The organism is Pseudomonas sp. QS1027, from assembly GCF_002814235.1.
GTDB lineage: Bacteria > Pseudomonadota > Gammaproteobacteria > Pseudomonadales > Pseudomonadaceae > Aquipseudomonas.
Window position 1 is genome coordinate 339943 of the sequence record NZ_PHSU01000004.1, and the last position, 15459, is coordinate 355401.

Annotated in this window: 13 protein-coding genes; 6 read left to right on the top strand and 7 right to left on the bottom strand. The window is 61.5% G+C overall.

Annotated features, from left to right (window positions below; genetic code table 11):
* The first annotated feature begins 195 nt into the window (after window positions 1-195).
* From CWE01_RS05225 to CWE01_RS05235, 3 genes are all read left to right on the top strand, one after another.
* Window positions 196-2085 carry an ATP-binding protein gene (locus CWE01_RS05225; protein ID WP_100939467.1) on the top strand — a complete coding sequence of 630 codons (1890 nt, stop codon included), beginning with the start codon at window positions 196-198 and terminating at the stop codon, window positions 2083-2085.
* Window positions 2086-2278: 193 nt separating this feature from the next.
* A complete protein-coding gene (locus tag CWE01_RS05230; RefSeq protein ID WP_100939468.1) occupies window positions 2279-3517 on the top strand; it encodes a hypothetical protein in 1239 nt (412 codons plus the stop codon).
* 11 nt (window positions 3518-3528) lie between these two features.
* Window positions 3529-3966 (top strand): phosphate ABC transporter substrate-binding protein, encoded by a 438-nt coding sequence (locus tag CWE01_RS05235; RefSeq protein ID WP_100939469.1) that lies wholly within the window; start codon window positions 3529-3531, stop codon window positions 3964-3966.
* Window positions 3967-3969: 3 nt separating this feature from the next.
* Here CWE01_RS05235 and CWE01_RS05240 read toward each other — a convergent pair whose 3' ends face one another.
* Entirely contained in the window at window positions 3970-6342 is a 2373-nt protein-coding gene (locus CWE01_RS05240) for a bifunctional diguanylate cyclase/phosphodiesterase (RefSeq protein ID WP_100939470.1), read from the bottom strand.
* A gap of 168 nt (window positions 6343-6510) precedes the next feature.
* Between CWE01_RS05240 and CWE01_RS33800 the strand changes: the two genes are divergently transcribed.
* Window positions 6511-6636, top strand: coding sequence for a hypothetical protein (locus CWE01_RS33800; RefSeq protein ID WP_256346585.1), 126 nt, complete (start codon window positions 6511-6513; stop codon window positions 6634-6636).
* A 13-nt stretch (window positions 6637-6649) separates the two neighbouring features.
* Here CWE01_RS33800 and CWE01_RS05245 read toward each other — a convergent pair whose 3' ends face one another.
* The 5 genes from CWE01_RS05245 to CWE01_RS05265 all read right to left on the bottom strand — a co-directional run bounded on the left by CWE01_RS05245 (window position 6650) and on the right by CWE01_RS05265 (window position 12100).
* On the bottom strand, window positions 6650-8113 hold the full coding sequence (locus CWE01_RS05245) for an amidase (protein ID WP_100939471.1): 1464 nt from the start codon (window positions 8111-8113) through the stop codon (window positions 6650-6652).
* Between the two features lie 61 nt (window positions 8114-8174).
* Window positions 8175-9212, bottom strand: coding sequence for an extracellular solute-binding protein (locus CWE01_RS05250; RefSeq protein ID WP_100939472.1), 1038 nt, complete (start codon window positions 9210-9212; stop codon window positions 8175-8177).
* A 27-nt stretch (window positions 9213-9239) separates the two neighbouring features.
* Window positions 9240-10049 carry an ABC transporter permease gene (locus CWE01_RS05255; RefSeq protein WP_177143101.1) on the bottom strand — a complete coding sequence of 270 codons (810 nt, stop codon included), beginning with the start codon at window positions 10047-10049 and terminating at the stop codon, window positions 9240-9242.
* On the bottom strand, window positions 10046-10966 hold the full coding sequence (locus CWE01_RS05260; RefSeq protein ID WP_100939474.1) for an ABC transporter permease: 921 nt from the start codon (window positions 10964-10966) through the stop codon (window positions 10046-10048). Before CWE01_RS05260 ends, CWE01_RS05255 begins: the two co-directional genes overlap by 4 nt.
* Before the next feature lie 15 nt (window positions 10967-10981).
* On the bottom strand, window positions 10982-12100 hold the full coding sequence (locus CWE01_RS05265; RefSeq protein WP_100939475.1) for an ABC transporter ATP-binding protein: 1119 nt from the start codon (window positions 12098-12100) through the stop codon (window positions 10982-10984).
* A gap of 213 nt (window positions 12101-12313) precedes the next feature.
* Between CWE01_RS05265 and CWE01_RS05270 the strand changes: the two genes are divergently transcribed.
* Complete coding sequence (locus CWE01_RS05270; protein ID WP_100939476.1) at window positions 12314-13204, top strand: LysR substrate-binding domain-containing protein; 891 nt, start codon at window positions 12314-12316, stop codon at window positions 13202-13204.
* A 13-nt stretch (window positions 13205-13217) separates the two neighbouring features.
* Here CWE01_RS05270 and CWE01_RS05275 read toward each other — a convergent pair whose 3' ends face one another.
* Complete coding sequence (locus tag CWE01_RS05275; protein ID WP_100939477.1) at window positions 13218-14147, bottom strand: LysR family transcriptional regulator; 930 nt, start codon at window positions 14145-14147, stop codon at window positions 13218-13220.
* Between the two features lie 117 nt (window positions 14148-14264).
* Here CWE01_RS05275 and CWE01_RS05280 point away from each other — a divergent pair, with 117 nt between their 5' ends.
* Entirely contained in the window at window positions 14265-15455 is a 1191-nt protein-coding gene (locus CWE01_RS05280; protein ID WP_100939478.1) for a CaiB/BaiF CoA-transferase family protein, read from the top strand.
* Window positions 15456-15459: the final 4 nt, after the last annotated feature.

Genomic DNA, 15459 nt, shown 5'->3' on the forward strand with positions numbered 1-15459 from the left:
TTGGTGACGTGATGTAATGAGTTGGATGCTCGCTAATCGGGCTCGTTCAACCGGTTTGTGATCTATAGTTCTTATCGGATCCGTTGGGAATTTCATTCCTGCGGACACTGCCGGGAGCCCCCGCCATCTCCTTGAGCCCTGATCCCGTCGGATGCCGGCCAACCTGGAGTATCAGTACAACGCAGGGAGCACAACATGTCGTTCCAACGACCAAACGGACTCGGGTCGTCTCCTCGTATCGCCCGGTTCGCAGAGGCCATTGCCAAGAGCACCCATAGCCTGTTTCGGCGTGGGCTCGATCAGGTCAAGGAAGCCTATATCCTGTTTCCCTTGTTGGCGGTTGTCCTGTTGCTGGTCATCTGGGCGACGACGCTGTACCTCATCAACAGTGAACTGTTACGCGCGCAACGCGCTGCAACCACGGCCAGCCTGGAGATCGGCGCCACCTACGAGGCGCAGATGTTGCGTGCCGTTCACGAAATCGATCAAACCCTCAAGCTGGTCAAATACACCTATGAGGCCGAGGGCGAGCGTAATCCGCTGCCCAGGCTCAAGGAACGGGCGTTGTTGCCGCCGCCCTTGCTGTTTGACGTCAGTGTGGCCAACCCGGGCGGCGGTGTGGTGGCGAGCACACGGGCCAACGAGACGGACACTGTCGCTGACCCGGATGAGCAGCAGGCATTGCTGAACAACGATACGTTGTTGATCAGCCGTCCCTGGAAAAACCCGCAGACAGGAGAATGGCGGCTGCGCTTCAGTCGTCGCCTCAATGCGCCGGACGGCAGGTTCTCGGGTATCGCCCGGGTCGAGGTCGATGCGGCCTATTTCGTCAGCAGTTATGACGCCTCGAAACTCGGCGACCGCGGCGTACTCGGCCTGCTGGGCACCGATGGCGTTTTCCGGGTGCTGCGTACCGGGGAGTCGGTGCTGGCCGGCAACGCGGTCGATTACGCGGCGCTGGTCCCGGACACCGAGGACACCCAGGCGCTGCTGGCGACCAATACCTGGGACGGCGTGCGCCGCTACACCAGCGCCCGCCAGCTCTATGACCTGCCCCTGGCAGTGATTGTCGGGCTTTCCGAAGACGAACAACTGGCCACGGTGACCGGGCAGGCGCATACCTATGTGTGGCGTGCCGCAGGCGGCAGCCTGTTGCTGGTATTGCTGGTCGGCCTGCTGAGCCGGATGAGCTGGCAGCTGGCGCAAAGCCGCTTGCGCGCGGCCGAAGCCCAGGCCCAGTTGGTCGCCATTGCGCGCCAGGCCGGCATGGCGGAAATCGCCACCAACGTCCTGCATAACGTCGGCAATGTGCTCAATAGCGTGAATGTCTCCGCCGAGGTGGTTACCCGCAAGCTGCGCACCAGCAAGGCCTTGGGACTGAGCAAAGCGGTGCAGTTGATGAACGAGCATGCCGCGGATCTGGGGGACTTCATCTCCCAGGACGCGAAAGGCAAGCTGTTGCCGGGCTATCTGAACCAGCTGGTGGACGCTTTGGCGGTCGAACAGAAGAGCATGGCCGATGAGCTCGAGCAATTGACCAAGAGCATTGATCACATCAAGGAAATCGTCGCGGCCCAGCAGTCTTATTCAGGGGTGTCGAGTCTCGCCGAGACCGTGCAGGTACCGCAGTTGATCGAGGACGCCTTGCGCATGAACGCCAGCTTCCTCGCCGCCCGGCAGATCACCGTGGTGAAAGAGTTTGCCGAAACGCCCTGTTTGCAACTGGACAAGCATCGCCTGCTGATGATCCTGGTCAACCTGATAAAAAATGCCGGCGGGGCGATGGACAATCCGGCCGATCGACCTCCGCTGATTACCCTGCATACCGAGATGCTGCCGGAGCAGACCTTGGTTATCCAGGTGATCGACAATGGCGAGGGCATTGCCGCAGAGAATCTGACGCGGATTTTTGCCCACGGATTCACCACGCGCAAAGACGGTCATGGTTTCGGGTTGCACAGCTGCATCCTGGCGGCCATGGAGATGGGCGGGGTATTGAAGGTCCACAGCGACGGGCCGGGACAAGGGGCAATCTTCACCCTGGAACTGCCCAGCCAGGTTTCGAGCCCCGCAGTGGCTGCATAACCCGAGCGCAAGGGTTTTTGTCGTCTACAATTTCGCTCGTGGCATCGCTGGATTTTATTGAGCCAACGTTACAAGGAATAGAAACGAATGGCCGCGGTCTTCCCCGACACCCCATCAGTCAATCTCGAGACGCTTTCCAGAGCGAACGCGTGCCTGCATGTCTTCGCTTGCCTGATACGGCTGCGTTGATCCCATGACGCCAAAACTCAATACACTGGCCCTGGCAGTGATGGCGCTGTATGTCGCCACCGTCAACGCCGACGACTCGACGATGCCAACGTTTTCCCTGAGTAGTTTCGGCACGGTCGGTATTGTTCACTCCAGCGAGAAAAACGCCGATTTCACGTCCAGCATCTACAAGCCCAATGGTGCCGGTTACACCCGTAACTGGGATGCCGATGTCGACAGCCTGATCGGTGCCCAGGTAACGGCCAACCTTACCCAGCAGCTCTCGGCCGTGGTACAGGTCATCTCGGAGCAGCGTTACGACGACAGCTACCGTCCCACCCTCGAATGGGCGAACTTCAAATACCAGTTCACGCCCGATTTCAGCCTGCGCGCCGGTCGCACGGTGCAGCCGGCTTTCCTGCTCTCCGACAGCCGAAAAGTCGGTTACACCCTGCCATGGGTACGCCCGCCGGGAGAGGTCTATAGCCTGATACCGGTCACCAGCACCGATGGCCTCGACCTCAGCTACCGACTGCACTTCGGCGACCTGACCAATACCGTGCAGGGCAATGTCGGCCAGGGCGATTTCCGGATGCCCGACAACACCGGCAGGACCTTGAGCAGGGACGCGTGGGGCATTTCCAATTTGACTGAATACAGGGACTTGACCCTCCGCGTCACCTACCAGAAAACCCACGTGACCGTGGAGTCGTTCAATCCACTTTTCGACGGTTTCAGAGGCTTCGGTGCGCAAGGCAATGCGATAGCCGACCGTTATGATGTCAAGGGCAAGCCCTTTGAGTTCATCGGTGTGGGGGCCATCTATGATCCCGGCAAATGGTTTGTCATGGGTGAATGGGGGCATACCGACAGCCCTTCGGTCATAGGGACGATAAACGCCTGGTATGTCAGCAGTGGATACAGGATTGACACATTCACACCCTATGTCACCTACGCGCGCTCAAAGACGATCAGCGAAACTTCCAGCGCGGGCCTGACGACATCGGGGTTATCGCCAGATCTCGCGAGCGCCGCTGCCGGTCTTAACAGTGCACTCAATAGCCAATTGGCATCGGGCAGCGGCCAGCACACCCTGTCCGTTGGCATGCGCTGGGATTTCACGAAAAATATGGACGCCAAACTGCAGTACGACTACACGCGTCTGGATAGCAATGCCTCGGGCCCGTTGATCAACTTGCAGCCGGACTATCAGCCGGGAGGCTCGTTCAACCTGCTCAGCCTCGCTGTCGACTTTGTCTTCTGATGGCGCCGATCATGGGCTTTCTCAAACGTGCCGGTTGCACGGTGGCAGGGTTTGCCCTGTGTCTGGGCAGCACGTTGGCCATGGCCGAGGTAGTGGTGGTTGTCGCCGCTGCCAGCCCGGTGCAGGCGCTGACGCGTAATCAGGTGGCGGACATCTTCCTGGGCAAGAGCAATCGCTTTCCCAGCGGCAAGCAGGCCATTCCAATCGATCAGACGGAAGGCTCCGCGACCCGTGATGAGTTCTACACCGTCTTCACCGGCAAGTCGGCCGCGCAGCTCAAGGCGCACTGGTCGAAAATCATTTTTACTGGCAGGGGCCAGCCGCCGGAAGCGGTAGCCAATGGCGCGGAAGTGAAGAAACGGATTGCCGGGAATCCCGATAGCATCGGCTATATCGAGGCTCGGGAAGTGGATGCCAGCGTCAGGGCGCTGCCCGTCGACCCGCAATGACGGTTATCTGCCGGGGGCCTTGTTGGCCGCCTGTGTCTGGAGCAAGACCCCGAACTGATCGGCCGGCATCGGCTTGTTGAAGTAGAAACCCTGGAACTCGTCACAGGCGTTGTCCCGCAGGAAGTCGGCCTGCTCGCGGGTTTCCACGCCTTGGGCCACCACGGTCAGGCTGAGGGTTCGCCCCATGGCGATAATGGCCTCGGTCAGGGCTTTGTCTTCCGCCACGCTGGTGACGTCACGGATAAACGAGCGGTCGATCTTGATCGAGTCGAGTGGGAACTGCTTGAGTGCCGAGAGCGACGAGTAGCCAATCCCGAAGTCGTCGATGGCGATCCGGATCTTCAGTTTTTTAAGGCCGTTCAACACTTGCAGCGCTCTTTTGACATCCTGCATGAGCAGGCTCTCGGCGATCTCCAGTTCCAGCAAGCCGGCTTCCATGCCGGTCTCTGCCAGTATCGCGGCAAGGTCGGTGAGTAGGTTGTCATCGACAAACTGACGGGCCGTCAGGTTTACGGCGATCCCCAGATGCGGCAGTCCCTGCTGTTGCCAGGCGATGTTTTGCAGGCAAGCGGTCCTCAGTACCCACTTGCCGATGGGCACGATCAGGCCGGTTTCCTCGGCGACGGGGATAAATTGCATGGGCGCTATCAGCCCGAGGTCCGGGTGTTCCCAGCGCAACAGTGCTTCCATGCCGGTGATCTGGCCGCTGCGGATATCGCGCTTGGCCTGATAGTGGAGGCGGAACTCATTACGCTCCAGCGCATGGCGCAGGCCGAGTTCCAGGGTCAAGCGTTCCAGCGACTCGGCGTTGAGTTTCTCGGAGTAGAACTGGAAGTTGTTTTTACCCTGTTGCTTGGCCTGATACATGGCGATATCGGCATGTTTGGTCAGCGTCTGTTCGTCCAGGCCGTCTTGCGCATAGAGGCTGATGCCGACACTGGCGGTCACCCGGAACTCCTGCCCCTGAAGCTTGAAAGGCTTGGCAATGGCGGAGAGGATTTTCTGTGCGGTGTTCGCCACATATTTGGCCTCGGACAGCTCCGGTAGCAAGACCACGAATTCATCGCCACCCAGGCGAGCGACGATATCGCTGGCGCGCAGGCAGGCCGTGAGGCGACCCGCGACTTCCTGCAGCAGATGGTCGCCGGCATGGTGGCCCAGCGTGTCGTTGATGTGTTTGAAGCGGTCGAGGTCAAGGAACAACACTGCCAGTTGTCGATGATAACGGCGCGCCTCACTGATGTTCTGGCTCAACAGTTTGCTGAACAGACTGCGATTGGGCAGTGCAGTGAGACCGTCGTGATAGGCGAGGTACTCGACGCGCTCGGCATAGGCCACTTTGTCCTCGGCGGCGCGCAAGCGACTTTGCGCCAGCTGCCAGTTCATGCGGCTCAGCAGGCCGGCGAGGAGTACCAGCAGCAGACTGCCAGCGGCGGCCCGCCACAGGTAGGCCTGCGCTTGCCGGTTCACGGCGGCCAGGCGTTCTTCGGCGGATAAGCCGACAATCACCGCCAGGGGAAAGTCATACAGCTGGCGCACGCTGGTATAGCGACGCACGCCATCCCAGGCGTTGGTCGAGAGCCGTGCCTGGGTGTCCTCGGTATTGGGGGCCAGTGTCGCGTAGTCGACGGCATCGCCGGCCAGCACCGACTCTCCGGTGCGTCGTACCCGGAAGATGCCGTCGGTTCCCAGGAGTCCGAGTACACCCCGGTCGCCGAGTTTCGAGTCGTCATAGCTGCTGACGAAATAAGCCGCATCGACTTCGACCCGGGCAATACCCGAGAACGCGCCGTTCGCTGCGTTGAGCCGACGGCTGAAGCGCAATCGCCATTCTCCCGTCAGCGGGCTTTTCCAGGGACGACTGATCAACAGCGTATCGTTGTGCCGCAACGTCTGTTGTTCATCCGGTTCGGTGATATTTCCCGCCTCGTTGGCGCGAGTGCTTGCCACGGGCTCGCCGTCCGGGTTGACCACACTGACGTCAAACAGCAGGGCCGGTGGCAGCAAGGACCGTTCCTTGAGCTTGGGCAGGGGATTACGCTCACCCTCGGCCTCATAGGTGTATTTGACCAGCTTGAGGGTTTGGTCAATTTCGCGAACGGCTCGCAACATCTGCGCTTCATAGGTGGCGCTGATCTCCAGGCTGGTGGTGGCTGCGCTGCGTTGGGCCCGGGTCTGTTCTATCTTGATGAGGTAGAGGGTGGCCGACCAGATGGCCAGTACCAGCAGGGCGGCCAGCAGCGGGAACAGGATGTAGGCTTCCCTGATCAGCTCCGGAACACGCCGAAAGAGGTTGCTGTGAGTCTCGGGCGTGGTGTCTGCGGGTGTTGCGCTACCGGGAGTCGACCTCAGTCCATTTGTCCGTTGGATCGACATGCTGTGCTCCCTGCGTTGTAGCAACACTCTAGGCTAGCGGGCATCCGACGGGGTGGTGGCTCGAGGAGGGGGGCCTTGTAGCGTCCGTGCGAAAGAAATGATCAATTGATTCGCTAGGAACTATAGACCACAAACCGCACCTGCCTTGATTACTGTGGGGCGACGGTGGTGGCCTCCACCTTGCTGCTGGAGTCCGAAACCCGGGACCCGCAGGTGCACCTGGACATCGTGCGGGACATCGGGGGTGGGCTGTTTACCAGCACTCGCCACGCCCCCGTGGCCAAGCTGGCGTGAACAGGAGGCGTGTTCAGTGCCAGGCCTCGCCGAGCAGCGGCGACGGATGCCGCGTGAACCAGCGGCTCGCCAGCTCATAGGCGTGCGCCAGTTGCAACACGGCAAAATCGGCCTGGTGCCTGCCGATGATCTGCAGGCCCATCGGCAGGCCATTTTCGTTGAAGCCGGCCTGGACACTGGCCACCGGGCAGCCGGACAGCGTGCCCGGAATCACCACTTCCATCCAGCGGTGATAGGTGTCCATGGCCACGCCTTCAATGGCTTTTGGCCAAGGGATATTTTTGTCGAACGGGAACACCTGGGCGCTCGGCATCAGCAGATAGTCGTAGCGTTCGAAGAGTTTCGAAATCGCGCGGTACCAGTTGCTACGTACCACCGAAGCGGCAAACACTTCGCTGGCCGAGAGCTTCAGGCCGTTTTCAATTTCCCAGCAGGCCTCCGGTTTCAACTGCGCACGCGTTTGCGGGTCGGCATAGGCAGGTCCCAGGGACCCGGCAACCATCCAGTGGCGCAAGGTTCTCCAACTGCTCCACAATTGTTGTGGGGCAAATTCAGGTTGTACGGGCTCTATGTGGCAACCCAGGCTTTCGAAATCGGCGAAGGTCTTCTCGCACAGTGAAAGAATGCCGTTTTCCATGGGCAGGTAGCCGTTCAGGTCGCCCAGCCAGCCCAGGCGGGTACCGGTGAAGTCCCGTTCCAGCGGCGCGGCGAAAGCGCTGCCGGGCTCGGCGATGGACAGGGGCGCCCGGGCATCCGCTCCGGCCTGCACCGATAACAACAAGGCGGCATCGCGCACGCTGCGAGCCATGGGACCTTCGTAACCCAACTGATCGAAAAACAGATCGGTACTGTCATCGAAGGGCACGCGGCCCTGGGACGGACGGAAGCCGAAGATATTGTTGAACGCGGCCGGGTTGCGCAACGACCCCATCATGTCACTGCCATCGGCGACCGGCACCAGGTGCAGGGCCAGCGCCGCCGCCGCGCCGCCGCTGCTGCCACCGGCGGTCTTGCTCGGATCGAAGGCGCAGCCGGTCGCACCGAACAGCGGGTTGTAGCTCTGCGAGCCGAGGCCGAATTCCGGGGTGTTGCTCTTGCCGATGATGATCGCGCCGGCGCCCTTGATCCGCTCCACCATGATCCCATCGCGATCGGGAATAAAGTCCTTGTACAGCGGCGAGCCGAGGGTGGTGCGAATACCCCGGGTCTGGGACAGATCCTTGATCCCATGGGGCAGGCCGTGCATCCAGCCGCGGTATTGGCCGCGGGCCAGTTCGGCGTCGCGGGTATCGGCCTGGGCCAGCAGGTCTTCGGGGGCTTGCAGGCTGATCAGCGCATTGACCCGGGGGTTGAAGCGCTCGATGTGGGTCAGGTAGGCCTGCATCACTTCCCGGCAAGAAACCTGGCGCCGGCGAATGCGCTCGGCGAGTTCGTGGGCCTGCAGCAGGACCAGTTCGTTGATGTTATTGGAAGTCATTGCAACACTGCCTTTCAGACGGCGGGAGAAAGGCCCCGTCCTGGCGACGGGGCGACAGGGATCAACGCATCAGGTTGGTCCAGAGACGGTCGGCCAGGCGAATTGCACCTTCGCCACAGGTCTGGCTGAACACCACCCGCGTGCCTGCGGGGATATGCAGTTCCGGTGCGTCCTTGAGGCCGGCGTCGAGGAAGGGTTCCACGCCCTTGATCGGGCTCTGGTGCTTGAGGAAGTTCTGGGTCATCGCGGCATTTTCAGGCTGGCTGAGGAAGGCGATGAAGGCCTTGGCGTTCGCCGGGTTCTTGCTGCCCGCCGGGATGACCATATTGTCGACCCAGGCCATCACGCCTTCTTTCGGGTAGAGGTATTTCAGGCTGGGTTTCATTTCCCGGGCGCGCATCGACGAGCCACCCCAGAACATCGACATGTCGATTTCGCCAGCAGCGAGGTTCTCGCGGATCGAGCCGGCCTTGGAGCTGTAGGTCTTGACGAAGGGTTTCTGCGCCTTGAGCAGCGCCAGGATCTGCTGCATCTGTTTCGGGTCTTCGCTGCACAGCGGGATATTCAGGTACAGGCTGGCCGTGTCGATCACGTCGCTGACCGAATCCAGCATGTTGATCCGGCCCTGCAACTCGACCGGCGGCTCATAGAGCACCTTGTAGCTGTCAGTCGGGCCTGTGTAGCGTGCGCTGTCGAGCACCACGCTGGTGGTGCCCCAGATGAATGGCACGGAGTAGGCACCTTCCGGGTCCCAGGTGGGTTTCTTCAAGTTGTCGACAATGCCGGCATAGTAGGGCTCCTTGACCGGGTCGAAGCGCTCCAGCAGGTTTTCCTTGATCAGGATCGGCACGAACTGGTGCGACGGAATCGCCACGTCATAGCCGGCGCCGCCTTGCTTGAGCTTGGCCAGCAGGGTTTCGTTGGAATCGTAGGAATCCACGGTGACTTCGATGCCGGTCTGTTGCTGGAACTTGGCGAGAATCTCCGGCGAAAAGTAACCGCTCCAACTCACCACGTTGAGTTTTTCCGCAGCCTTGACCCCGGCCAGCGGCAAGGCGAGTAACAACGAGGTGGTGACGCTTGCAATCAGCTTGCTCATGCTATTTCCCCACAGTACGTAGAAGGTTCAGGCGTTCTTTTTGCCCAGCAGGCAGGAGAGGCTGACGAACAGCACCGAGACGCCCAGGATCAGGGTCGAGACGGCGTTGACGTCGGGTGTCACGCCCATGCGCAACAGGCCGAAGATAAAGATCGGCAAGGTGGTAGTGCCCGCCTGGGAGACCATCATCGAGATGACGAAGTTATCCAGCGAGACGATGAAGGCCAGCATCAGCCCGGAGAAAATCCCTGGCATCAGCAGTGGCAGGGTGACCTTGCGAAAGGTCCGCCACGGGCCGGCATACAGGTCGGCCGAGGCCTGTTCCAGCGACAGGTCCATGTCATTGAGTCGGGCCCGGATCGGCAGGTAGGCAAAGGGAATGCAGAACACCGTATGGGCGATGATCAGGTTGCCGTAGCCCAGCGACAGGCCGAGGGTGGAAAACAGCGCGAGGGTGGCGACCCCGGTGACGATTTCCGGCAGCACCAGCGGCAGCATGATCGCGCCCATGGACAGTTGCAGGCCCTTGAACCGGGCCCCCCGCGAAGTGCCGAGGGCAGCGAGGGTGGCAATGGCCGTGGCGATCATGCTGGCGCACACCGCGATCAGCAGGCTGTTGCCCGCTGCCTGGCGCAGTGCCTGGTTGGCAAAGGCCGCGCGATACCAGTCGAGGCTGAAGCCGGTCCAGACCGTCGCCGATTGATTGGCGTTGAAGGAGAACACCACCAGCGCCACGATCGGTGCGTAGAGGTACAGGTAGAACAGGAAGCTGAAGCCGCCGAAGCCGGGGAAGTCCTGCACGCTGAACTCGTTTCGCTTGAAGAGACGTCGCATCACACACCTCCCTTGGCGATGCGCTGGCGTTCGGCACGCAGGGCATACACCGTCAGCACCAGCATCACCGCCGCCATCAGCACCAGCGAGAGCGCTGCGCCGAAGGGCCAGTTACGCGCGTCGCTGAACTGCCTGAAGATCAGGTTGCCGAGCATCATCCTGGTACCGCCACCCAGGAGCTCCGGGGCAATCATCGCCCCCAGGCAGGGCACGAAGGTGAGGATGGCGCCGGCGATAATCCCTGGCTTGGCGATGGGCAGCACCACCTTGTGCAAGGTGCGCAGGCGTCCGGCATAGAGATCCTGGGCGGCCTCCAGCAGGCGCGTGTCCATCTTTTCCAGGGTGGCGTAGATCGGCAGCACGACAAAGGGCGCGTAGGTGTAGACCAACCCCAGCAGCACGGCGCCGTCGGTGTAGAGCATTGGCAGCGGCTGGTCGATCAGGCCCAGGCCCATCAGGCTGTTGTTGATCAGCCCGGTGTTACGCAGCAGCAGAATCCAGGCGTAGGTGCGGATCAGCAGGTTGGCCCAGAACGGCACGGTGATCAGGAAAATCAGCAGGCCACGCCGATGGGCCGGCTGCATCGCCAGCCAGACCGCCACCGGAAAGCCGATAAGGAGGGTGATCAGGGTGGTCAGCCCGGCGATGCCGATCGAGCGCAAGGCGATCATCAGGTAGGCGTCGGTGAAGGCCAGGCTGTCGTCCAGTTGGCGTTCGAACAAGAGCGAGGTGTAGGCCTCGGTGCTGAAGACCTTGTTCACCCCGCCATAGGGGTTGGCTTCCATCAGCGAATAGCCGATGACGATCAGGATCGGCACGATCAGAAACAGGCTGATGGCGATCAGCGCCGGGCTGACCCCGAGGAAGCTCTGGAAGGCGCGGCGACGTTCCAGGGTGTTGGCTATGGGGATGGCGTGCATGGCAAATCCTCGTGTTCAATCGTGCAGGACGCTGGCGCTACCGCGGTCGAACAGCAGGCCGGCCTGGCTGCCCACGGCGAAGCGCAGGCTCTGCTCGACGCTGTTGGGCGTACGCACGGTGAGACGCGAGCCGTCGCTCAGGCTGACCTGATATTGCAGGTCGGTACCGAGATAGACCTGCGCTTCGATCCGGCACCGCAGCGCGGCTTCGGTGTGCGACGCCACCAGGTGCAGGCGTTCCGGCCGCACCGACAGCGTCACGCTTGCGCCGACCAGCACGTCGCTGCAGGGCTGCGCCGGCAGCGGATGACCGGCGGGCCCGGCAAACCAGGCCAGGTCGTTTTCGAGGTGAGTGACCGTCGCTTCGATGAAGTTGGTTTCGCCGATAAAGTCCGCCACAAAGCGATTGCGCGGGCGCTCGTAGATATCTTCCGGGCGGCCGACCTGCTGTACTTCGCCTTCGGACAACACGGCGATACGGTCGGACATGGTCAGGGCTTCTTCCTGGTCATGGGTGACGAAGATGAAGGTGATGCCAGTCCTGGCCTGGATGGTTTTCAGTTCTTCGCGCATGGCCTGGCGTAGCTTGAGGTCGAGGGCCGAGAGCGGTTCGTCGAGCAGCAATACCTTGGGATGGGGTGCCAGGGCCCGGGCCAGGGCCACACGCTGTTGTTGACCACCGGACAGTTGCGCCGGCTTGCGGCTGGCAAAGCGCTCCATCTGCACCAGGGCGAGCATTTCGCGGACCCGCTCGGCGATCCGGGCCTTGTTCAGGACTTTGCCCATGGGCTGGGATTCGAGGCCGAAGGCCAGGTTTTCGGCGATGGTCATGTGCGGGAACAGCGCGTAATGCTGAAACACCGTGTTGACCGGGCGTTGAAAGGGCGGGCGGTCGGCGATGTTCTCGCCGTAGAGCAGAATCTCGCCTTCGGTCGGAAATTCAAACCCGGCGATCATCCGCAGGAGGGTCGTCTTGCCGCAGCCCGACGGGCCGAGCAGGGTAAAGAATTCGTTGTCGCGGATGTCCAGATCAATACTTTTCAGCGCCACGGGACCTGTGTGTGGATCTCCGTAGACCTTGCGCACCGAGCGGATCGACACCGCCAGTGTTTGCAGCGAATGCACAGCATTCATGCGTGACCTCCGATTCCCCCATGGCTCGCCGATGTGCCGCAGACAGCCAAATCGATGAGCAATGGATATTATTTTTTTGGGCAGGATCGAGATGTGTTCGGGTGTTCGTTTGTTTTGTTGTGGCTTGATTATCAGTGAGCGGTTGCGACAGCGAAACTTCAGATTTAACATAGCTGCTGTTAAATAAATTAATAGCCAAGGGCGCCTGCAATCATGCCTGATCGCCGTTTGCCACCGCTCAATGCCGTGCGTGCCTTCGATGCGGCGGCCCGCCTGGGCAGCTACGTCGAGGCTTCGAAAGACTTGCACGTGACCCAGCCCGCTATCGGTCGGCATGTGAAGCTGCTGGAGGAATGGCTGGGGGTTCAACTCTTCGAGCGCACCTCACGGGGTGTCACCCTGACGCTGGCGGGGGAGAAGTATCACCGCAAGATTGCAGCGGCCTTGCAACTGATGATCGACGCCGGCAAGGAGGTCCGGCCCAAGGAGGCCGAGCGCTGGCTGCGGATCATGGTGGTGCCGGGATTCGCCAAGCGCTGGCTGATGCCACGCATCGAAGTCATGCGCCACCTGCGGCCGGGCTTGAAGTTCGCCATCGAGCCCAATTCCACCTTCACCTCGGTGGATGGCAAGAGCACTGACCTGGGGATCGTGTATGGATTGGACGGGCAATATCCGCATTCACGGGCGAGCCTGATCCGTCCCTGGGTCTTTCCGATCTGTACCCCGGGTTACCTGGCCGGCATCGAGCCCATCGAGACCCCGGCGGATCTGGTGAAACACAACCTGATCCACGTCGATGACGGGGAGTGGTGGAACCTGTGGTTCACCGCCCACGGTCTGGATATTCACCTCAACTCCGACATGCTCTACGTCAACAATGACCATGCCCTGTCGGTGGCCGAGAGCGGGCAGGGCATTGCCCTGGCCAATGAAGTGCTGGTGCGCGAAGAGCTCAAGGCCGGCCGGTTGGTGCGGGCGGTCGACGCCCAGGTGAGGCTCGAAAGCTATCGAGTGCTGACGCCGTCTGCCGAACTGTCGGCGGATGTGACATGGTTTATCGAGTGGTTGCAGGCGGAGTTGGAAAAGGAGTTTGGTGCTTAAGTAGCAAGCCACCTCAGTGCGAATGGCGTTCTTGTTTGTCCGCGCCACGCACACTACTCAGATACTCAAACAACTTGGCCGCCTCCGGGGCCAGTTGCGCTGCGTCCTTGACCCCGACAAACAGGGTGCGCTGCGCCCAGTCATCGCTCAAGTCGACCGCTATCAGGCGAGTACCGAGCAATTCGCTCCGCACCGCCTGCAACGGCAATATCCCGATCCCCAAACCCGCTTCGATCATGCGGCAGATACCGTCGAAGCTGCTGACCTGAATGCGCACCTTGAGGACCTTGCCCGCGCTCACGGCGGCGTCGGTGATTCTGCGCAGCAATGAGCTGCCTTGGTTGAGTGCCACATAATCGAAGCCGAGCGTGTCCGTGAAGGACACACGGCCCGCATTGGCCAACTCATGGCCGACAGGCACCAGCAGCACCAGGCGGTCATCACGATAGGGCAGCGTGCAGAGCCCTTCGGCCGGCACGTTATCGGCAAAAATACCGATATCGGCACGCCCGTTTTCCACGGCTTGAATGATCGGTTCGCTGAGGGCTTCTTCCAGCCCGATGCGTACGTGCGGGTTGTCGCGCAGGAACTGCGCGAGGTCATCCGGCAGGAACTGGACCACCGCCGAGGTGTTGGCGAATAGCCGTACATGTCCGCGTACACCCACCGCGTAATCACTGGCATCAGAGGCCATGCGGTTGACCCCTTCAAGAATCGTCCTGGCGTGTTCGACCATGCCTTGTCCCGCCGCCGTCAGTTCAAGCCCCCTCGGCAGGCGCACGAACAACGGACATTGGGTCGTGCGCTCCAGCTCGGCCAGGCGCTTGCTGGCTGCCGAGACCGTCATGTTGGCCTTGTCGGCGGCGCGGGTCAGGTTGCCGGACTCGGCGGCGAAGATCAGCAGGCGCAAGGACAACAGGTCGAAATGCAGGGGATTGATCATCAAAAGAGTCCGAGGCTTTCCAGTTTGGAAAGGATAGTGGCGAAATATGAAATTTTCATCTGTTCAATTTGTGTCGATTATCCCTAGCACAAGTACTCGACAAGCGCGGGAAATGTCATGGAATTACCTCTGCAAGGCATCAAGGTCGTTGAGCTCGGTCAACTGATCGCCGGACCCTTTGCGGCGAAAATGCTCGGCGAGTTTGGTGCCGATGTGATCAAGATCGAGCCGCCGCTCAGCGGTGACCCGCTGCGCAAATGGCGCCTGCTGCACGACGGGACCTCCGTCTGGTGGGCCGCGCAGTCGCGCAACAAACGCTCGCTGACCCTGGATCTGCGCCAGGCCGAGGCTCAGCAGGTGGTACGTCAGTTGGTGGTCGACGCCGATGTGCTGATCGAGAATTTCCGCCCGGGGACCCTGGAAAGCTGGGGGCTGGGTTGGGACACACTGCACGCGCTGAATCCCAGACTCATCATGCTCCGGGTTTCCGGCTACGGACAGACCGGCCCCTACCGTGACCGTCCCGGCTTCGGGGTGATCGGCGAAGCCATGGGCGGCCTGCGACATCTCTCCGGCGAGCCCGGGCGCACGCCGGTCAGGGTCGGTGTTTCCATTGGCGACTCGCTGTCGGCCTTGCACGGGGTGATCGGCATTCTCCTCGCCCTGCGTCATCGCGAGCAGAACGCCGGGGAAGGCCAGCAGATCGACGTGGCGCTGTACGAGTCGGTGTTCAACATGATGGAAAGCCTGTTGCCCGAATACTCGGTGTTCAACACCATTCGCGAGCCCGCCGGCAGCAGTTTGCCGGGGATCGCCCCGACCAATGCCTATCGTTGCCGCGACGGTGGGTTTGCCCTGATCGCCGGCAATGGCGACAGCATCTATCAACGCCTGATGGAGGTGATTGGCCGTCGTGATCTGGCGAGTGATCCTGACCTTGCGCAGAACGACGGCCGCGTGTTGCAGGTCGAGCGCATCGATGCCGCCATCTCCCAGTGGACCGCGCGGCTGGGTCTCGACGAAGTGCTGTCGATCCTGACCGAGGCGCGCATCCCGGCCGGCAAGATCTACAACGCCGCCGACATCGCCCAGGACCCGCATTACCGGGCGCGCGACATGTTGCTCGACAGCCAGCTGGACGACGGCACGCCAGTGACCTTGCCCGGCATCGTGCCCAAGCTGGGCAGCACGCCGGGCCGCGTAGCACGCCCGGCACCCACTCTCGGCCAGCACACCGGCGAGATTCTCGACCAGCTTGGCATCGACCCGGCGCAGCAGGCCGACTGGCGCCAACGCGGCATCATCTGAACCC